19 protein-coding genes, 5 tRNA genes and 1 other RNA gene are annotated in these 20,046 nt (G+C 37.7%); 11 read left to right on the top strand and 14 right to left on the bottom strand.

Annotated features, from left to right (window positions below; all coding sequences use genetic code 11):
- Window positions 1-159 precede the first annotated feature (159 nt).
- Both JHT90_RS13965 and JHT90_RS13960 read right to left on the bottom strand, forming a co-directional pair.
- A tRNA-Asp gene (locus JHT90_RS13965) sits at window positions 160-236 on the bottom strand.
- Between the two features lie 8 nt (window positions 237-244).
- Window positions 245-320, bottom strand: a tRNA-Val gene (locus tag JHT90_RS13960).
- A 268-nt stretch (window positions 321-588) separates the two neighbouring features.
- On the opposite strand from JHT90_RS13960, the gene JHT90_RS13955 reads away from it, so the two are divergent.
- From JHT90_RS13955 to JHT90_RS13945, 3 genes are all read left to right on the top strand, one after another.
- Window positions 589-1,395: a DODA-type extradiol aromatic ring-opening family dioxygenase gene (locus tag JHT90_RS13955; RefSeq protein WP_201092091.1), complete on the top strand. Its 807-nt coding sequence runs from the start codon at window positions 589-591 to the stop codon at window positions 1,393-1,395.
- Window positions 1,396-1,481: 86 nt separating this feature from the next.
- A complete protein-coding gene (coaD, locus tag JHT90_RS13950; RefSeq protein WP_201092089.1) occupies window positions 1,482-1,967 on the top strand; it encodes a pantetheine-phosphate adenylyltransferase in 486 nt (161 codons plus the stop codon).
- 61 nt (window positions 1,968-2,028) lie between these two features.
- The gene (locus tag JHT90_RS13945) at window positions 2,029-2,304 is read left to right on the top strand and encodes a YfhL family 4Fe-4S dicluster ferredoxin (protein WP_201092081.1); all 276 of its coding nucleotides are present in this window, start codon (window positions 2,029-2,031) and stop codon (window positions 2,302-2,304) included.
- A 15-nt stretch (window positions 2,305-2,319) separates the two neighbouring features.
- On the opposite strand, the gene JHT90_RS13940 is transcribed toward JHT90_RS13945, so the two are convergent.
- Window positions 2,320-2,742, bottom strand: a complete 423-nt coding sequence (locus tag JHT90_RS13940) for an META domain-containing protein (protein ID WP_201092079.1) — start codon at window positions 2,740-2,742, stop codon at window positions 2,320-2,322.
- A 287-nt stretch (window positions 2,743-3,029) separates the two neighbouring features.
- Here JHT90_RS13940 and JHT90_RS13935 point away from each other — a divergent pair, with 287 nt between their 5' ends.
- From JHT90_RS13935 to ffs, 5 genes are all read left to right on the top strand, one after another.
- A complete protein-coding gene (locus tag JHT90_RS13935) occupies window positions 3,030-3,242 on the top strand; it encodes a cold-shock protein (RefSeq protein ID WP_201092077.1) in 213 nt (70 codons plus the stop codon).
- Between the two features lie 168 nt (window positions 3,243-3,410).
- Window positions 3,411-3,487: transfer RNA gene (locus JHT90_RS13930), tRNA-Met, on the top strand.
- 251 nt (window positions 3,488-3,738) lie between these two features.
- The gene (gene hslV / locus JHT90_RS13925; RefSeq protein ID WP_201092076.1) at window positions 3,739-4,266 is read left to right on the top strand and encodes an ATP-dependent protease subunit HslV; all 528 of its coding nucleotides are present in this window, start codon (window positions 3,739-3,741) and stop codon (window positions 4,264-4,266) included.
- 45 nt (window positions 4,267-4,311) lie between these two features.
- Entirely contained in the window at window positions 4,312-5,658 is a 1,347-nt protein-coding gene (hslU, locus tag JHT90_RS13920) for an ATP-dependent protease ATPase subunit HslU (RefSeq protein WP_201092074.1), read from the top strand.
- A 148-nt stretch (window positions 5,659-5,806) separates the two neighbouring features.
- An RNA gene (ffs, locus tag JHT90_RS13915) (signal recognition particle sRNA small type) lies at window positions 5,807-5,903 on the top strand.
- 54 nt (window positions 5,904-5,957) lie between these two features.
- Here ffs and epsC read toward each other — a convergent pair.
- The 11 genes from epsC to ftsY form a co-directional block, all read right to left on the bottom strand.
- A complete protein-coding gene (gene epsC / locus JHT90_RS13910) occupies window positions 5,958-6,896 on the bottom strand; it encodes a serine O-acetyltransferase EpsC (protein ID WP_201092072.1) in 939 nt (312 codons plus the stop codon).
- Window positions 6,897-7,079: 183 nt separating this feature from the next.
- Window positions 7,080-8,630 (bottom strand): 4-hydroxyphenylacetate 3-monooxygenase, oxygenase component, encoded by a 1,551-nt coding sequence (gene hpaB / locus JHT90_RS13905; RefSeq protein WP_201092070.1) that lies wholly within the window; start codon window positions 8,628-8,630, stop codon window positions 7,080-7,082.
- Between the two features lie 130 nt (window positions 8,631-8,760).
- Window positions 8,761-9,687, bottom strand: coding sequence for a 4-hydroxyphenylacetate catabolism regulatory protein HpaA (gene hpaA / locus JHT90_RS13900; RefSeq protein WP_201092067.1), 927 nt, complete (start codon window positions 9,685-9,687; stop codon window positions 8,761-8,763).
- A 113-nt stretch (window positions 9,688-9,800) separates the two neighbouring features.
- Complete coding sequence (gene mgtE, locus JHT90_RS13895; protein WP_201092065.1) at window positions 9,801-11,237, bottom strand: magnesium transporter; 1,437 nt, start codon at window positions 11,235-11,237, stop codon at window positions 9,801-9,803.
- 218 nt (window positions 11,238-11,455) lie between these two features.
- Window positions 11,456-11,532 (bottom strand) — tRNA-Arg (locus tag JHT90_RS13890).
- Between the two features lie 34 nt (window positions 11,533-11,566).
- Window positions 11,567-11,643 (bottom strand) — tRNA-Arg (locus tag JHT90_RS13885).
- A gap of 126 nt (window positions 11,644-11,769) precedes the next feature.
- Window positions 11,770-12,402 carry a LysE family translocator gene (locus JHT90_RS13880; RefSeq protein WP_201092063.1) on the bottom strand — a complete coding sequence of 211 codons (633 nt, stop codon included), beginning with the start codon at window positions 12,400-12,402 and terminating at the stop codon, window positions 11,770-11,772.
- A gap of 110 nt (window positions 12,403-12,512) precedes the next feature.
- The gene (gene rpoH / locus JHT90_RS13875; RefSeq protein ID WP_201092061.1) at window positions 12,513-13,370 is read right to left on the bottom strand and encodes an RNA polymerase sigma factor RpoH; all 858 of its coding nucleotides are present in this window, start codon (window positions 13,368-13,370) and stop codon (window positions 12,513-12,515) included.
- A 156-nt stretch (window positions 13,371-13,526) separates the two neighbouring features.
- Window positions 13,527-14,510, bottom strand: a complete 984-nt coding sequence (ftsX, locus tag JHT90_RS13870; protein ID WP_201092059.1) for a permease-like cell division protein FtsX — start codon at window positions 14,508-14,510, stop codon at window positions 13,527-13,529.
- A complete protein-coding gene (ftsE, locus tag JHT90_RS13865; protein WP_201092057.1) occupies window positions 14,510-15,178 on the bottom strand; it encodes a cell division ATP-binding protein FtsE in 669 nt (222 codons plus the stop codon). Before ftsE ends, ftsX begins: the two co-directional genes overlap by 1 nt.
- Before the next feature lie 2 nt (window positions 15,179-15,180).
- Window positions 15,181-16,482: a signal recognition particle-docking protein FtsY gene (ftsY, locus tag JHT90_RS13860; protein WP_201092055.1), complete on the bottom strand. Its 1,302-nt coding sequence runs from the start codon at window positions 16,480-16,482 to the stop codon at window positions 15,181-15,183.
- A 174-nt stretch (window positions 16,483-16,656) separates the two neighbouring features.
- Here ftsY and JHT90_RS13855 point away from each other — a divergent pair, with 174 nt between their 5' ends.
- The 3 genes from JHT90_RS13855 to rsmD are packed head-to-tail and all read left to right on the top strand — an operon-like array spanning window position 16,657 to window position 20,010.
- On the top strand, window positions 16,657-18,003 hold the full coding sequence (locus JHT90_RS13855; protein ID WP_201092054.1) for a M16 family metallopeptidase: 1,347 nt from the start codon (window positions 16,657-16,659) through the stop codon (window positions 18,001-18,003).
- A complete protein-coding gene (locus JHT90_RS13850) occupies window positions 17,996-19,441 on the top strand; it encodes a M16 family metallopeptidase (RefSeq protein ID WP_201092053.1) in 1,446 nt (481 codons plus the stop codon). The genes JHT90_RS13855 and JHT90_RS13850 overlap by 8 nt, the downstream gene beginning before the upstream one ends.
- Window positions 19,438-20,010 (top strand): 16S rRNA (guanine(966)-N(2))-methyltransferase RsmD, encoded by a 573-nt coding sequence (gene rsmD, locus JHT90_RS13845; protein WP_201092052.1) that lies wholly within the window; start codon window positions 19,438-19,440, stop codon window positions 20,008-20,010. Before JHT90_RS13850 ends, rsmD begins: the two co-directional genes overlap by 4 nt.
- The last annotated feature ends 36 nt before the right edge of the window (window positions 20,011-20,046 follow it).

The following is a 20,046-nucleotide window of genomic DNA, read 5'->3' as shown; positions in this document are numbered from 1 at the left end:
TGACCGCCCCTATAGGCTTTTTTCTTTACCCGCGTAATTAAAAATTGAAATTTAACTTAATAGGATAGGTTAAAAAATATAATGGGGGTTAAAATAGGGGTTAAGGAAAGCTATAAAAACAAAAAAGCCTAGTTAAATCAATTAACTAGGCTTATTTTGTGGCGCAACGGACGGGACTCGAACCCGCGACCTCCTGCGTGACAGGCAGGCATTCTAACCAACTGAACTACCGCTGCGTTGTAATTGGTGGGTGGTAACGGGATCGAACCGCTGACCCTCTGCTTGTAAGGCAGATGCTCTCCCAGCTGAGCTAACCACCCTTCGTCTCCGAAAGTGTCGCGCATTCTACGGGTAACAGAGAAAATATGCAAGTGCTATTTTTAAAAAAGTTAAAATTATTTTGTTTCAAAGGAATAATTTATTCATTTAGTTATTATTTTTAAAATCATCTGTATGAGATTTATAGAGTAATTGCAATTGTTATAGCATTCTAATAGATGATTTTATAAATCTTTCTAAAAAAAGAACTTGGAGAGTAAATATTAATCTATATAAACATAGTAATTAATTTTAGACGAATAGTGACTAATGACAAATAATATACAACCTGCATTATTTATTCCTCATGGAGGTGGTCCTTGTTTTTTTATGGATTGGTCAGTAGGAGGTAATATTTGGCAGGGAATGCAAGATTTTTTAGCGGAGTTAGCTAATACACTACCAGCAAAGCCAAGGGCTATATTAGTTATTTCAGGGCATTGGGAAGAACCTGAATTTACAATTAATAAGGTGATTAATCATACTTTATATTATGATTATTATGGCTTTCCTGCTTATACTTACCAATTAACTTACCCTGTTAAAGGAGATAACCATCTGATAACCGATATTATGCGGTTATTATCAAGTGCAGGTATTTGTATAAACACTGATAATCAGCGGGGATTGGATCATGGTGTATTTATTCCTTTTAAAGTGATTTACCCTGATGCAGATATTCCTATGGTGCAATTATCATTAAAAAAAGGTTTAGATCCACAGACTCATATTAATTTAGGTAAGGCGTTAGCGCCTTTACGTAAAGAAGACGTATTAATTGTAGGTAGTGGTATGAGTTACCATAATCTAACTGTTTGGGGTGGAGAATTAGCTGCTACTGCCTCGCAAGCGTTTAATGAGTGGTTAATAACTACCCTTGAGGAAGATGATATAGAGCAGCGCAATAGGCTGTTATGTCGTTGGCAAGAGGCTCCTTATGCGCGTATAGCTCACCCAAGAGAAGAGCATTTGTTACCGTTAATGGTGGTTGCTGGAGCAGGTGACAGTGATAAAGGCCATTGCATTTATTCTGGTAAGGTAAGGGAGTTATCTTTTTCGGCATTTCGCTTTGGTTAGTCTTAATGCTTAGATGAAAATACTTGGCTTAAAACTTGATCTGGGCTACTATGCGCGCTTTAGTCGATAGTTATGGGAAACTTTCCATGCCCAAACATAAAGTAGTTTATCCAGGAACCTTTGATCCTATTACATGTGGACATGTGGATATTGTTGAACGTGCGGCAAGGATGTTTGATCACGTTGTTATTGCTGTTGCTGAAAGTCCAAAAAAGAAGCCATTATTTTCTTTAGATGAGCGTGTATCTCTTGCTAAAGAGGTAACTAAACACCTTACTAATGTAGAGGTGAGGGGATTTTCTTGCTTATTAGCACACTTTATGTGTGAGCAAGGAATTAGTACTTTAATCAGAGGCTTACGGGCGATTTCTGATTTTGAATATGAATTTCAGTTAGCTAATATGAATAGAGCCTTGGTTCCTACGTTGGAAAGTCTATTTTTAACGCCATCTGAAAAGTATTCTTATATTTCTTCTACGTTTATTAGAGAGATTTCGTCTCTTGGTGGCGATATCAGTAAGTTTGTGCCACCAGAAGTTGAGAAGGCTCTAAAAGTAAAGTTTTCTCAGTAGTTTATGTTAAAATAAATTAGTCTTGAAGTAAGTTATCAACTAAGTGTTGATTGGAGTTGTTATGTCATTAATCATTACTGATGACTGTATCAATTGTGATGTGTGTGAACCTGAATGCCCTAATGAAGCGATTTCTCAGGGTGAAGAGATTTATGTAATAGATCCTAACCGTTGTACAGAATGTGTTGGCCATTACGATGAACCACAGTGTCAGCAAGTGTGTCCAGTCGATTGTATACCACTTGATCCTAATAATCAGGAAACAAAAGAACAGTTAATGGAAAAGTATATTAAATTAACTGAAAAAGCATATTCATTTTATATTAAGCGATCATAATTATGATCGCTTCTGTTATTTCTTTTCTTCTGCCCATAATTTTATGGGTTGTCCATTTTCAGGCCACAGTTGTAGTTGTTGGATATCTGAAAAATTCCACGATTTGATAGTTTTTAAAGTATCAAGAAAACGTTGCTCTTGCTCCATTAATGCAGGTGTGCACACTTTTTTAGTGACATTAATCGGGCTATCAAAGGTTAGTTTGTTGCCATGTAACTGGTAGTTGGTAGACCAATAATTGCAACCTGCTAAACCATAAGCTTTATTATCTTGATCGAGAATAATATTAAGATAACTGTAATCCATGAGTGGTCGTTCACCAATCCATTCCACTTGATAGCTAGTTTGCAGTTTTAATGAAGTCAGTGAGACTTGATTTTTTTGTATAGAGGAACAACTACTCATAGTAATCATGAGTAAAAGTAATAGTCGTGTCATAAATTGTTTCCTTTTATTTTCTCAATTAATTTTTAACTATTATATAGTTAGGTTACTTATCATAGTTTATTAGACTAATAGATAATATTAAAATAATATTATCTTTAGCTTTTTTTATTGAGTTAGGGTAGAGTAATAATACTGAGTTTGTATGGAGCTTGGAGGTCGCCTAGTGGCAGTTCTTACCATCCGTTTGAATGACTTTTATAACTCCTTGCACTCAGTTATAGAAGTGCGCATTAATTGTTAATGTGGCGTAAGTTTGTATAGTTTCAAGGAGTTTAGGCATGTCTAACCGTCAAAACGGTACTGTCAAGTGGTTTAATAATGAAAAAGGCTTTGGCTTTATTTCTCAAGACACTGGTCCAGATTTATTCGTTCATTACCGTGCTATTGAAGGCACAGGTTTTAAATCGTTAAAAGAAGGGCAGAAAGTTAGCTTTATTGCTACTGAGGGTCAAAAAGGAATGCAAGCTGACCAAGTTCAACTTATTAGCTAATTGCATTACCTACATTTGCATAGTATTTAAAGCCTCCTTTTTAGGAGGTTTTTTTATAGTAAAATTAAAAAGAAAGATTAATCATTAATATTGTCAGTTTACTGAAATTTTATTAATTAGGTACTTGACATAATCCTTCCAGATGAGAATAATAACGCCCTCTTTCATGGCAACGTAGCTCAGTTGGTTAGAGCACGGCATTCATAATGCTGGGGTCGGTGGTTCAAGTCCACTCGTTGCTACCATATTTAAAACCTTCTTCTTTTAAGAAGGTTTTTTTTATTTTTTACTCTGTTATGCTTTTCTTTGTCAGGCATACCTAATATGTTAGGTATGCCTTTTTATTTACTCTAAAATTTTATTATTACGTAATAAGCCTATAGTGATCATCTAATAATTAAAATAACTTATTGTTGCAGACTAAACTTGAAGCCTTACTAATTTATCCCCATATAGATGAAATAATGATTTATTCATCAGATTGGAGGGTTTTCCTTTGACCACTATCGTTTCTATTCGCCGTAATGGCAAAGTGGTTATGGGCGGCGATGGTCAGGTTTCTTTAGGCAATACCATAATGAAAGGTAACGCAAAGAAAGTACGCCGTTTATATCATGGACAAGTGATTGCAGGTTTTGCAGGTGCTACTGCAGATGCTTTTACCTTATTTGAACGTTTTGAAGCACAGCTTGAAAAACATCAAGGGCACTTAGTGCGAGCTGCCGTGGAGTTAACTAAAGATTGGCGTACAGATCGTTCCTTAAGTCGATTAGAAGCTATGTTGGCCGTGGCTAATAAAGATGCTTCTCTTATATTAACGGGCAATGGTGATGTGTTAGACCCTGAAGATGGGTTAATTGCTATGGGCTCAGGTGGCCCTTATGCACAAGCAGCGGCTAAAGCATTACTGATGCACACTGATATGTCAGCAAGAGAAATCGCTGAAACTGCATTAAATATTGCAGGCAGTATTTGTATTTATACAAATCAAAATTTAGCTATTGAAGAACTTGACTGTAATTAAAACAAATTAATAGTAAAACTATTAATAAGGATATGGAGTTAGAAAATGTCCATGACACCCCGTGAAATCGTTCATGAACTAGATCGTTTTATTATCGGTCAAGATGAAGCTAAGCGAGCTGTAGCCATCGCATTACGTAATCGTTGGCGTCGTATGCAGTTACCAGCTGAGTTAAGAGCAGAGGTAACCCCTAAGAATATTTTAATGATTGGTCCTACTGGGGTAGGTAAAACCGAGATTGCTCGCCGTTTAGCACGTTTAGCTAATGCACCTTTTGTAAAAGTAGAGGCTACTAAGTTTACGGAAGTGGGATATGTTGGGCGAGATGTTGAGTCAATTATTCGCGATCTAGCTGATGCGGCTATAAAAATGCTGCGTGAGCAGGAAATACAACGCGTTAACCATAGGGCAGAAGATGCAGCAGAAGAGCGTATTTTAGATGCTTTATTAACACCTGCTCGTTCTGCAAATAGTGGTTTTGAACAAGAGGCTACGGCTGCAAGTGATTCTAATACCCGTCAACTATTCCGTAAACGCTTACGTGAGGGTCAGTTAGATGATAAGGAAATTGAGATAGAGGTGGCTACTGTACCCGTTGGTGTTGAAATTATGTCACCACCTGGTATGGAGGAAATGACCAGCCAGTTACAAAACTTGTTTTCTGGTATGAATAAAGGTAAGCGCCAAACACAGAAATTGAAAATTAAAGATGCTCGTAAAATTCTGCGTGATGAAGAAGCAGCGAGCATGATTAATGAAGAAGAGTTAAAAGCTAAAGCGTTAGAAGCTGTAGAGCAAAATGGCATTGTTTTTATTGATGAAATTGATAAAGTAGCAAAACGTGGTAATGTTGGCGGTGCTGATGTCTCTCGTGAAGGTGTGCAGCGTGACTTACTACCGTTAATTGAGGGTTGTACCGTTAATACCAAATTAGGTATGTTAAAAACAGACCATATTCTGTTTATTGCCTCTGGTGCTTTCCATTTAGCTAAACCTAGTGATTTGGTGCCTGAATTACAAGGTCGTTTACCTATACGGGTAGAGTTAAAAGCATTAACCCCTAATGATTTTGAGCGTATTTTAACGGAGCCACATGCCTCATTAACAAAACAATATATTGAACTCTTAAAAACAGAGGGTTTAAATATTGAGTTTAAAGAAGATGGCATCAAGCGTATCGCTGAAATTGCTTGGCAAGTGAATGAGAAGACGGAAAATATAGGCGCTCGTCGATTACACACTTTGTTAGAAAGACTATTGGAAGAAGTGTCTTTTAGTGCAACCGATTTAGCTACTAAAGATGACAAACCAATAATACTTGATGCAGCTTATGTGAATGAGCATTTAGGTGAATTAGCTAAGGATGAAGATTTATCTCGTTATATCCTTTAACTAGTATGACAGACCATCATCGGATGGTCTGTAAATTTATGTCAATCATGTCATATTAATTATAAAAAACTGTAAATTTGACTTGTAACTTCTCAATAAATCAGTAGAATGCACCACACAGTTTCTTATTATCGATTAATGGCGACCCTATCGGTCCCCTCGCAATGATTAACTATCAACCTGGTCAGATCCGGAAGGAAGCAGCCATAGTAGTGAACTCATGTGCCGGGGTGTGGCTGATAGGGGAGCCACCTAAATTAAAAAAGCGCTCAAATGAGCGCTTTTTTTATGCCTAACTATTAACAACAGGTTTCATTTAATGTACTGGCCTGAGTAATACTGCTATTAGCAGGAATACTCTTAGTTAACCAAACATTACCACCTACTGTAGAACCTTTACCAATAGTAACTCTACCTAAAATAGTGGCGCCTGCATAAATAACCACATCATCTTCTACAATAGGGTGACGGGGATAGCCTTTTTGTAAGTGCCCCGATTCATCAGCTGTAAAGCGTTTAGCGCCTAAGGTAACAGCTTGATAAATACGTACATGATTACCAATAACACAGGTTTCTCCAATTACCACTCCTGTACCATGGTCAATAAAGAAGCTTTCACCAATAGTCGCGCCAGGATGGATATCTATTCCAGTGGCAGAGTGTGCTAATTCTGCGGTAATTCTCGCTAATAAGGTTAAACCAACGGTATAGAGATAATGCGCAAGGCGGTGATAAATAATAGCTAATACGCCTGGGTAGCACAATAATACTTCATCAACACTACGAGCGGCTGGATCACCATTATAGGCCGCAATAACATCTGTATCTAATAACTTACGAATATTGGGTAGTGCAAAAGCAAATTCTTGAACAATAGAGGTGGCTTGAGCATGGACATCATCAATAGCTGTGCCTTGATATTTTGCATTGTAGCAAAGCTCAAGATAGGCTTGATTTTGTAGAGCGCTCAAAGCAGCGTCCAAAGAATGGCCTACATAAAAGTCTTCACTTTCCTCTCTTAAATCAGATGGGCCTAAACGCATAGGGAATAGAGCACGCGTGATAGTGTCAATAATCTCACTCATGATGGTACGCGAAGGAAGTTCTCTTCCTGCGTTACGTGTCCTACCATGATTTGTGCGCCATTCATTGCGTACTTCTCGTAACTCACTGACTATTTTTTGTAAATTCCAAGAGGGAGTGGCTTTGCAGTAGGTGTTGTAAGTTTTAATAACCATTAGTTGCTCCGTTCGACAAACGAATGCTATTCAATAACAAAGGTGATAATGATAAACAAAATTGTTAAATAGGGGTTAGTAATTTTGTGATTAATTTTTAACGCTAGGAAAAGTGAGATAAGAAAAACAGAAAAAGCCATTCACTGTCTACTAAATAGACCAGTGAATGGTTAGAGGTAAGGGTTATTTGGGTAATGCGTTAATATCATCTGGATTGGTTAAATAAGGGACTGTCCAACCTTTTTCATCATACTCAGACATACATTTTTCAACTAATCCTTTCATTGCGGCTAAATTGCCATTACTTCTTGCATAGCCGAGGGTTTGTAGACGCACATCATCTTGGTTGCCCGCATAATTTACTTCGTAGACCTCATGTCTACCACCAAATTCACTATCAACCGCATCCCACAGCAATTTAAGCGTTTTAATCCGTTCTCTATGTCCCATTCCTTCAGAGCCACGGCAATAAACACTTAAATATTTATCTAAGTCAGGGTTTTCAAAATCTTTTACACCAGAAGGTAAATAAATCATGCCGCTCGCTACGGTTTGGTGGATGATTTTTTTAATGATTGGATAAGCTAATGGCGCCATATTTCTATACACTTGTAATGCTTGATTACTTGGTAACAAGGCAGGTGTACTCCAATTACTTTGTAACTCGGGAGCACCGTATGCAGCATCAGTTAATGACCAAAATAAATTACGCCATGCGATTACTTCACCCACTTGTGCGGAGACGCCACGAAATTCGATAGCCCCTGTGCACTCTAATGCTTTTACTAATAAACCACTTAAAAAGTCTAGTTTAACAGCTAGACGAGTTAAGCCTTGCATAGGGTATAGCCTAGCAAAACCACCATCAGTTGCAAAACGACGGCAACGGTCATAGTCTTTATAAGCCAATACATCTTCCCAAGGGATAAATACATTATCTAAAATAAGAATGGCATCATTCTCATCAAAACGACTTGATAAGGGGTAGTCGAAGGGTGAGCCAATAGCCCCTGCAATATATTCATAAGAGGTACGACAAATCAGTTTTACCCCTTTAGCATTCATTGGAGCAAGGAACATTAACGCAAAATCAGGATTATCGCCCACAATTGAGGCAGAGCCAAAGCCAATAAAATTATAGTGAGTTAAGGCAGAGTTAGTAGCAACCACTTTAGCACCTTTAACTACGATACCATCCTCACGTTCTTCCACGACGCGCATAAACACATCGCCTACTTGATCGATACTTTTATTACGATCAATAGGAGGATTTACAATAGCATGATTAAAATACAAACAATTTTCTTGAAGACGTTTGTACCAAAGGCGAGCATTATCTGCAAATTTGCCATAAAACTCTGGATTGGCACCTAATACACAGCCAAAGGCTGCTTTATAATCAGCAGTACGTCCCATCCAGCCATAGGACATTCTCGCCCAACCAGCAATAGCGTCACGTTGTTGGCGTAAATCATCTGCTGTTTTAGCTATTCTAAAGAATTTATGGGTATAACCGCCATTCCCTGTATCGGTTTCCCAGCATAGTTCATCTTTTGATTTGGGATCGTGTAGGGCATCATACATTTGTGCTACTACAGCGGCTGAATTGCGAAAAGCAGGGTGACTAGTAATATCATCCACTCGTTGGCCATAAATATACACTTCACGACCATCACGTAAACTTGCTAAATATTCTTCACCATTTAAAGGACGCTTGTTACCGTCTAACTTCATAATTATTTTCTCCAGTACACATTATTGTTTTTATTTAAGGTATTATCATGATGAGTCTATGAACGGGAGTAAAGGTAGTTTTATACCTTAAAAATGGTACTTTTCTTAAGGCTGATGATGGGCAAAAGATTTAGTTAATAGTTTGATAATGATGGGATAGACGGTAATCTTTAGTGGTAAGTCCTGTATATTTGTTAAAAAATCTAGAAAAATAAGAAGGATCTTTAAAGCCTAATGTAAAACAAATTTCATTGGCAGTAAGTTGGCTGTGAATTAATAAACGTTTTGCTTCTTGCAGTAGTCGTTCTATGATTAGTTGTTTAGGGCTAATACCTGCCATACGCTGACAGATCAAGTGCAGTCTAGCAGTAGTCATTCCTAATTGAGTAGCATATTGGATAAGTTGCCAATGTTCTTTATAGTGTTTTTCTAATAGCTCATTAAACCGATAAAATAGCTGTAAGTCTTGCCGTTGAACAGTATAGTTAGGATAATTGCTATCAGTAAAACGAAACAGCGTAATAAATATCAGTTGGATAAGGGCGGGCATTGTGAGCTGATAATTGGGTTTATTATTTTTAAACTCATTGGCCGCGATTTCAAATAGTATATTTAATTGCTTAGCATCTTCCACCAAATCTATGTGTGGATTGGCTAAATCAATGCACAAAGGTCTTCTTAGATTAAAGCTTAGGTTGTTGTAATCAAAACGGTTATTAAATAGTTGCCAAGCATATTGTTGTTTTACTGTAATTACATGACCTTCGGTATCTTTATCACTGGTAAAAGCATGGGGAATGCCTGGTGGTGTAAAAAAGATCATAGGCCCTTCTAAACGATAGAACAAATCATCGAGTTGAACATGTACCTTGCCATTAAGTAAGTAATGAATTTGAAAAACTCGATCATGACGATGAATAGCTACATTACGACTAAAAAACTGAGAGAAACTGCGGTGTGATTCATAATGAAAGTCAGCCCCTAAATACCTTTGATCGTATACATTAAAAAGATCAAGGATAGGAATATGTGATAGTTTGGGTGTTTTTTGAATCATTATGGCGAAACTTTGTATGTTTTATAATAGAGTTAAGTTTCTTTTATATATGGCTTATAGTAAAGGGTAAAGTTATTATTTTTAAATATACCCTTGCTGTTACAGGTTAAAAATTAACCTGTAACAGGCATAATACCAAAGCTAATAAATAGATAAGCTAACCCTAAGAAGATAAAGAAACCACCACTATCTGTCATTGCTGTTATTAAAACACTAGAACCCAGTGCAGGGTCTCTGCCACATTTAACCATTGTCATAGGGATAAGCACACCCATGCAGGCGGCTAGCAATAGATTAAGGGTCATGGCTGACATCATTACCAGCCCTAATGACCAACTGCCATAAAGATAATAGGCAACAATACCAATAACACTACCCCAAATAATACCATTAATAAAGGAAACACCTATCTCTTTACCTAGTAGTCTAAAAGTATTGGCAGTAGTAATTTGATCTAACGCCATTGCTCTTACAATCATGGTAATAGTCTGATTGCCAGAATTGCCGCCAATCCCTGCAACAATAGGCATTAAGGCTGCTAAGGCTACTAATTTTTCAATGGTACCATCAAATAAACCAATAACACGTGAAGCAATAAATGCGGTCACTAGATTAACGGCTAGCCATGCCCAACGGTTACGTACGGAACGCCAAACTGAGGCGAAAATATCTTCTTCTTCCCGTAAACCTGCCATATTTAACATTTCGGTTTCGGTTTCTTCACGAATCAAGTGAACCATTTCGTCAATGGTTAAACGACCTACTAGTTTGCCGTTGTTATCTACCACAGGTGCAGAAATAAGATCATATCTTTCAAAGGCTTGAGCGGCTCCATAAGCATCCTCATCAGGATGAAAGATAACAGGGTCATCAGCCATTACTTCAGCAACGAGTAAATCTGGATCATTGAGAAGTAGTTGTTTAATAGGTAAGACACCTTTTAATATGGCCTCTGAGTTAACCACAAAGATCTTATCAGTATGGCTTGGAAATTCTTTAAAGCGGCGTAAATAACGTAATACCGTTTCTAGGCTTACATCATCGCGAATACTAAGAATTTCAAAGTCCATTAATCCACCAACCTGATCTTCTTCATAAGAGAGAGCTGATTGTAAGCGTTCACGTTGTTGTGTATCTAATGAACTCATTAATTCTTGTAAAACGTCATTAGATAGTTCAGGGGCAAGGTCTGCTAACTCATCTGCATCCATGTCCTTAGCTGCTGCGATGATCTCATGATCATCCATGTCTGCTAATAAGGTTTCACGGACAGCATCAGATACTTCTAAAAGGATATCACCATCGCGATCTGACTTAACCAGTTGCCATACTAATAAACGGTCATCTAATGGTAATGACTCTAACAGGTCTGCTATATCTGCCCAGTGTAATTCATCTAGTTTTTGTTGCAGCTCTGTATAACTTGCTGTTAAGGGTAAATCATTTTCTTCAGCGTGTTGTTTTTCTTTATTATATTGCCGAAGCAGGGTTTGAATTTGATCAAAGCGATCTTGTAGAGATTCTTGCGGTTTAATTTCAGTTTCAATCATTACAGCCTCCATTCCCCGATGGTTTGAAGGCTCATCGTGGGAATTATTTAATCGCTAGGCGACTATTATAGCAACAGTGTATGTCCATAGTATGAAAATGCTTTAGGCTAAGCCTATTGGCAGTTATTCTCCACAAATTTAGTAGAAAGATAATTAAAGTTTCTTAAATTATAAAAACACTTTAAAAAAAAACCTGCTAATGCAGGTTTTTAGTATTCTGGCGCGCTCGAGAGGATTCGAACCTCTGACCGCTCGGTTCGTAGCCGAGTACTCTATCCAGCTGAGCTACGAGCGCGCAATGTGCAAATAAACAGATGATTTGTGTTAATTGGCGCGCTCGAGAGGATTCGAACCTCTGACCGCTCGGTTCGTAGCCGAGTACTCTATCCAGCTGAGCTACGAGCGCACATATCAAACAAAGCAAGTGTCAAATTGCAGGCGCAAACTATACGCTATAAGCTATTTTAGGGCAAGTATTAATTTTAAAATATTTCGCTTAGCCAACTATCAGTGTCAAAAAATTGAGTGATTATCAAGTATTTTTAGGCTTAAGCATTAGTATTGATAAACCAGCAATAATTAAGGTAAATCCTGCACTTATATTTAATCCTTTAATTACTTTATTATGTTGCTTAAGCCAACAGGCAAGCTGTGACGCAAAACAGCCTAAAATAGCAAATATAATGGCTGTCATAACGGCAAAAATAACACCATAAATTAGCATTTGTAAACTTATAGAGCCTTTTGATGCATCCACGAATTGAGGAACAAAGGCTAATATAAATAAGCCTGGTTTTGGATTAAGTACATTAGATAGCGTGCCAATAATAAATACTTTTTTTAAAGGTAGCTGTGTAGTAGGCAGAAAACTAATAAGGTTTCTTGAGGAAATTGCTTTATAACCTAAATAGATTAAATAGCACGCGCCGATGATTTTAATAATCCAAAATGCTAGCTCTGAAGTTTGAATAATAACCGATAAGCCTAAGGTGGCCATTAAGGTATGAATTAAGATACCTAAGCCAGCACCAATGGAAGAAAGAATCGCAGCTTTATTGCCTTGGCTTAAGCCTCTGCTAATAGCTAAGATATTATCTGGGCCAGGTACAATAACAACTAATAAACAAGCGGCTAAGTAAGCCAACAATACGGTGGATTCAAACACGTTGTTAGTCCATTATTGAGTAAAGTAATGAGAGGCTATTATATAATGACAGGCAATAAAAAAGCGTACTAAATTTTATATTTAGTACGCTTTATCTGTATTTTACAATGTTAAGCAGCAATAATATGGCGCTTTAATTTATCCATTGCATTTTTTTCTAGCTGGCGAATACGTTCTGCTGATACGTTATATTTTGCTGCTAAATCGTGCAAAGTAGCTTTATCATCAGATAACCAACGTTGTTGTAAAATATCTTTACTGCGCTCGTCTAATTTCTCTAATGCTTCATGTAGATTATTGGAAGAACTATCACTCCAATCTGCGTCTTCTAATTGAGTAGCAGGGTTGTAGCGGTTATCTTCTAAATATGCAGCAGGTGCATACATCGCTGTTTCGTCATCTTCATCAGTCGCAGGGTCAAATGCCATATCAGAACCAGTAAGACGACTTTCCATTTCGCGAATATCTTTCGCATCTACACCTAAATCGTTAGCAACATTAGCTACTTCTTCGTTATTTAACCAATTTAAGCGTTTCTTTTTACTACGTAAATTAAAGAATAGTTTACGTTGTGCTTTGGTAGTAGCAATTTTAACGATACGCCAATTCTTTAAAATAAATTCATGTATTTCAGCTTTGATCCAATGCACAGCAAAAGAAATAAGGCGAACCCCCATTTCAGGATTAAAGCGCTTAACTGCTTTCATTAAACCAACATTACCCTCTTGGATTAAGTCAGCTTGTGGAAGACCATAACCAGAGTAACTACGGGCAATATGAACAACAAAGCGTAAGTGTGCAAGCACTAGTTGGCGCGCGGCATCTAAATCTTGTTCATAATAGAGCCGATCTGCCAATTCATGTTCCTGCTCAGCTGTTAACACAGGTAGACTATTTACTGAATGCACATAGGCTTCCAGATTAGCTCCTGGTGTTAATGTTTGAACAGGTATTAAGTTTTTTGACATTCGATTCTCCCAAAAAATGAAAACTCAATAAATAACTTCTTATTGAGAATTATACTCTTTTAGACTATAAAGAATATCTATTAGTTCCGCTAGTCTTTTAGTTTTTAAAATTGTTTCTATATGCTAATTTAAGCTAGTTATACCATGGCTTTGTAATTAGCGTGGCGCAAGTTCACGAAGATGTCTAGCAACGGCTAACCAAGCCCCAATCCAACCTAATAATATAGCTCCTATAATAAGTGACAAAGCATCTTCCAATGAAACATTTGATAATTTAAAGTCACTTGCATATAAACCCGCTAATTGTACTACATAAGTATTAATCCAGTTAAGTCCAAATGCTAATAAAGCCCATGCAAATAGTCCAGCACCTAAACCATAAAGTGCCCCCATATAGATAAAGGGTCGACGCACATAGCCATCTGTACCACCTACTAATTTAATAACTTCTATTTCAGCACGTCTATTCTCAATAGCAAGACGAATAGTATTACCAATAACAAGTAATAATGCTGCAATTAGTAGTACAGAGATACCAAAAACAAATCGTTCACCTAGTTTTAGAATAGACATAAGCCGTTCTAGCCACTGCATATCCAGCTCAGCACGGTCTACTTCTGGTAACTGTTGTAGATTATGTTGTAGTTCAGTGATTGTATTCTGAACCAATTCTTTAGGCGTAACCACAATTACCGAGGGTAGCGGGTTGCTAGGTAATGCTTGTAACGCTTCACCTAAACCTGTTTGCTCCTGAAATTCAGCCAATGCTTGTTTTTTAGTGATAAGTTGTGTGTTTTCTATATCAGGATTTTGATTAAGTTCATTTTGTAACTGGCTCGCTTTTTCGTCATCAACATCTAAATGTAAGAATAGGGATATTTGTGCAGCCTGTTGCCAAGATCCTGCTAACTCATTGATATTTTTTAGGATAATGGATAATCCCATAGGTAAACTTAATGTTACTGCAATAACAAGACAGGTAAAGAAGCTAGCAAAAGGATGTTTAACAAGCCTTAAAAAACTATCCACTAAGCTGGCTTTATGATTTTCTAACCAAGCATGAAAAAGTTCCCCAAAACTAGGTTCACCTTCAAGTTTTTTGGGCTTTTGTGGTTGATTAGTAGGTCTTACATCAGACATTAGGCAGCCTCTCCATCGCCAATTAAGCGACCGCGTTGTAAGGTGAGTAGACGGTGGCGCATTCTTGCAATAAGTGCTAAATCATGGCTTGCAATAATAACCGTTGTTCCCAAACTATTAATATCTTCAAAAATCCCCATGATTTCTGAAGCTAAGCGTGGATCTAGGTTACCTGTTGGTTCATCAGCAAGTAATAAGGCAGGCTGGTGCACAATTGCTCTGGCAATGCCTACCCGTTGCTGTTGACCAGTGGAGATATTAGAGGGGAGTTGTTCAGCTTTCTCTTTTAAGCCCACACGATCAAGAGCAGTTATAACGCGTTTATAAATTTCTTCTTTACCAAGGCCAAGAATCTGTAAAGGTAAAGCTACATTAGCAAAAACATCACGATCAAATAACAGTTGGTGGTTCTGAAAAACAACGCCTATTTGTCTTCTTAAAAAAGGAATATGTGCATTTGAAATACGTGATAAGTCTTGACCTGCAAGCATTATCTTACCTGAGCTAGGACGCTCCATAGCAAGTAATAGTCGTAATAAAGTACTTTTACCTGCCCCTGAATGGCCAGTAACGAATAGAAACTCGCCTCGCCGAACATGAAAGCTAAGCTCATGTAAGCCAATATGCCCGTTGGGGTAGCGTTTTGCAACATGGTCAAAACGTATCATAATTAATCCTTAAAGATTGCCTGTACAAAGGGCTCTGCCTCAAAGGGACGCAAATCATCAATGCCTTCACCAACACCAATATAGCGAATCGGCAATTGCATTTGATTGGCCAAGGCGAAAATGACACCACCTTTTGCTGTACCATCCAATTTAGTTAATGCAATACCAGATAATTCTACTGCTTGGTTAAAGAGTTTTGCCTGACTTAGCGCATTTTGTCCAGTACCTGCATCTAACACTAATAATGTTTCATGCGGTGCTGTGCCATCAATTTTAGTGATAACACGTTTTACTTTTTTCAATTCTTCCATTAGGTTTTCTTTATTATGCAGTCTGCCTGCTGTATCAGCAATAAGCACATCGATACCTTTGGATTTAGCAGATTGCACAGCATCAAAAATAACAGAAGCAGAGTCAGCTCCTGTATGTTGTGCCACTACGGGAATATTGTTACGCTCACCCCATACTTGTAATTGTTCAACCGCCGCTGCTCGGAAAGTATCACCTGCCGCTAGCATTACTTTTTGACCTTGTAGTTGTAGTTTTTTAGCTAATTTTCCAATAGTAGTTGTTTTACCTGCGCCATTAACCCCTACCACTAAAATAACATAAGGTGAATGGCTTTCTGCTATGGTAAGTGGCTGCTCTACAGGTTTAAGCATCGCTACCAATTCTTCTTTTAGTGCTTGGTAAAGTGCGCCGCTATCGGCCAATTGATTACGTTTTATTTTTTGAGTTAGGTTTTCAATAATATTACTGGTAGCCTCAAAACCAACATCAGATGTTAATAACAGGGTTTCTATTTCTTCTAATAAGTCATCATCAATTTCTTTTTTGCCCAAAAAAATACTGGCAATGCCTTTGCCAAAAGAGGCACTAGTTTTTGCTAAACCTTGTTTAAGGCGTGCAAAGAAGCTTTTCTTTTCAGTGGGATCATCATTATTATTTTCTGGTTCTGGTTCTGGTTCTGGTTCTGGTTCTGGTTCTGGTTCTGGTTCTGGTTCTGGTTCTGGTTCTGGTTCTGAAGTTTCAACTATTTCAGTAGTTTGCTCTACGGGTTCAACAGCTTCTTCAACTGCTTCTACTGAGACATTTTCAGTGGGTTCAACATTAGGAATGATGGGTTGTTCTGCAATTGTAGGTGCATTTTCTAATAATGTTAAATCGGTTTCAGTTTCTTCTGTCGATAAAGGTTCAACCACTGTAACAGTTTCTTCAGTTTTAGGTTTACGACGAAGCCAACCAAAAAGCCCTTTCTTTTCTTTCTCTTCTGTAGTGGGTTGATTATCTTTAGAATCTGACATGCGCCTATTATCTCAATAATGAATATAATATATAAATTATGTAACAAAGCATGGGATGATAAATAATAACTGACTTTGCTACATTATAAACAATAAATGTATTATCCTAACATATTGCTATTGAATGTTAGTATTTAATAATACTATATTTTCTACTAAGAATAGGTAAACTTGATGATTGTCCGTCGTATTGTAATGTTTCTAAGCATTACAGGTTTTTCTTTGAGTGCTTTAGCTGCACCTGCACAACCTACCCATGAATTTACTTTAGATAATGGTCTTAAGGTGATTGTTAGAGAAGACCATCGTGCACCAGTGGTTGTTTCACAGTTATGGTATAAAGTTGGTTCAAGTTTGGAGGCGCCTGGTTCTACAGGTTTATCACATGTATTAGAACATATGATGTTTAAAGGCAGTAGTAAGGCGGGTGTTGGTGAAGCATCCCAGATATTAAGTAATTTGGGGGTACAGGAAAATGCTTTTACCTCGGATGATGTAACAGTGTATTACCAGTTACTAGCAAAAGACCGTTTACCTGTAGCGCTTGAACTAGAAGCTGATCGTATGGCGACTTTAAAAATTCCTGCTGATGAGTTTGCGAAAGAGCTTGAAGTAGTTAAGGAAGAGCGAAGATTACGGACTGATGATAATCCTAATGCTTTAGCCTATGAACGTTTTAGAAGTTTAGCTTATCTGGCCAGTGGATACCATAACCCACCAATTGGTTGGAAGTTTGATTTAGATCGCATGTCTGTAGAAGATTTAAGAGCTTGGTATCACCGTTGGTATGCACCTAATAATGCAGTATTGATATTAGTGGGAGATATAACGGTAGATGAGGCTAAAAAACAAGTAAATCGATGGTTTGCTAAAATTCCAAGAGGTGCCGATGCCAACCTTAAAAAGCCTTTAGAGTTAGCCACGCCAGGAGAGCGTCAATTAACTATACATGTTAAAGCACAACTGCCAACTTTACTTATGGGGTTTAATGTCCCTAGTTTATCTACGGCGGATAATAAACGAGAAGTTTATACATTAGAGTTAATCGCCGCCTTGCTCGATGGTGGTAATAGTGCGCGCTTAACAACAGACTTAGAGCTTAAACAAGAGTTAGTAACTGGGGCAGGTGTTGGTTATTCGGCTGTTAGGCGTGGTGATAGCTTGTTTATGTTTAGTGCATTACCTAATCTACAGAAGGGTAAAACAATTGAACAGGTAGAAAAGGGCATTTGGCAGTTGTTAGATCAACTTAAAACAACTAAACCTTCTGCTGAAGAGTTAGAAAGAGTAAGGGCTCAATTAATTGCCTCATTAGTTTATTCTCGGGACTCTATTTCTAGTCAAGCAATGACTATAGGCATGTTGGAAGCGATTGATTTACCTTGGCAGTTAGCTGATACTGAGTTAGATGAGTTAAATGCTGTTACACCAGAGGATATTCAAAATGTAGCCAAAAAATATTTTACCCGTGAACGTTTAACAACAGCTTACGTGTTACCAGAGGAGAATAAAAATGACTAATTGGAAACAACTAGTGATAGCTATCCAATTAGGATTAGTAGGTTCTTTAGGTAGTGTGTCTTACAGTTGGGCTGATACTGCGATTAAACCAAAACTGGAATCTTTAGTGGAATTAGGACAAACAGCGCCTGTTGGTCGTCAGTTAAATATTCAGCAATGGCAGACTAGTGCAGGTAGTAAAGTATTATTTGTAGCTGCCCATGAATTACCTATGTTTGATATTCAATTAACATTTGCAGCAGGAAGTAGCCGTGATGGTGATAAACCAGGATTGGCACTTTTAACAAATGGCATGTTAAATGAAGGTGTTAAAGGCATGGATGTAACAGCGATTGCCAAAACTTTTGAAGGTGTTGGGGCTAATTTTGGTAATGGTTCATATCGAGATATGGCCATTGTATCCTTGCGAAGTTTGACTGATCCTAAAAAAAGCCAAGTGGCTGTAGATTTATTGACGAAGGTAATCAGTGAACCAACGTTTCCTGAAAGTTCTTTTGAGCGTATTAAGAATCAACTTTTAACTAGTTTTGAAATTGATAAGAAAACACCAGGAAGGTTAATTACAAAAGAATTTTATAATAGGCTGTATGGTAATCATCCTTACGCACACAGTAGTGATGGTAATCCAGAAAGTATTAAAGCAATGACTATTGCCGATCTTAAGCAGTTTTACCAAGCAACCTATAACTCAAAAAATGTAGTGATTGCTATTGTGGGTGATTTATCTAAGCAACAAGCTGAAGAGTTGGCAGAAAAGATTTCTTCCTCTTTACCAAAAGGGCAAGCATTAGCCGCTGTGGAAGCGCCTCAATCAGCGACAGCAGGAAACTATCATACTGAGTTCTCTTCTCAACAAACCCATATAGTATTAGGCCAGTTAGGTGTCACTCGAAATGATCCTGATTATCCTGCTTTATATGTAGGTAATCAGATTCTTGGTGGAAGTGGCTTAACGTCTCGGTTGATGAAAGAGGTGAGGGAGCGTCGTGGCTTAACCTATGGGATTTATTCAGGATTTTCTACTATGCAGGCAGCAGGCCCTTTTAGTATTGGTTTACAAACCCGTGCAGAAATGGCTGATGGTTCTTTAGTGCTTATTAAAGATATTGTGCGTGAATACTTAGCTAATGGTCCTACAGAGCAGGAGTTAAAGGATGCAAAACGTGAAATATCAGGAAGTTTCCCATTATCTAATGCAAGTAATAGCAATATAGTCTCTCAATTGGGTGCTATTGGTTTTTATAATTTACCTTTAAATTATTTAGAGGATTTTATTAAACAAATAGAAGCGTTATCACCAGAGCAAATTAAACAAGCAATGAATAAACATCTGAAGATGGATGATTTTATTGTGGTAACAGTAGGCCCTACCGTTCCTCAACAATCATTACCTGAGCCAACAGCTACTCAGAAGCAAGTGATGGGAGTGCCACATTGAGTAAAGGGGCGGTGAAGCAAGGGCAGCTACGAATTATTGGCGGTGAATGGCGCAGCCGTAAAGTAAATTTTCTTGAGGCTGAAGGTTTGCGCCCTACGCCTGATAGGGTTAGAGAAACCCTATTTAATTGGCTAGCAGCTTATATTGAAGGGGCGCAAGTATTAGATCTTTTCACTGGTAGTGGCGCTTTATCATTAGAGGCGCTTTCTCGAGGTGCGGCTAGTGCCACAATGCTTGATATAAACCATCAAGTTATCAATAATTTAAAAAATCAATTAGAAATATTGAATTGTCAACGCGCGACATTGATTAATCAAAGTGCATTATTGTTTTTACAAAAACAAGCGAGTGAACAATTTGATGTGGTATTTTTAGATCCACCTTTTAGAAAGGATATGCTACAACAGGCCTGTCAATTATTAGCAGATAATGGTTGGCTAGCTACTAAAGCATGGATTTATACAGAAAGTGAGACAATGCCGTCGCAATTATTAATGCCTACCAATTGGCAGTTATATAGGGAAAAGAAAGCAGGGCAGGTTTATTATAGTTTGTGGTTAGCTGAGTAGTGCAGATTGGAAACTGGCTTAACTTGTTAGGTTAAG

Source organism: Entomomonas asaccharolytica (assembly GCF_016653615.1).
Classification (GTDB): domain Bacteria; phylum Pseudomonadota; class Gammaproteobacteria; order Pseudomonadales; family Pseudomonadaceae; genus Entomomonas; species Entomomonas asaccharolytica.
Note: the sequence above shows the minus strand (reverse complement) of the source record. Positions and strands in the feature narration are given on the sequence as shown.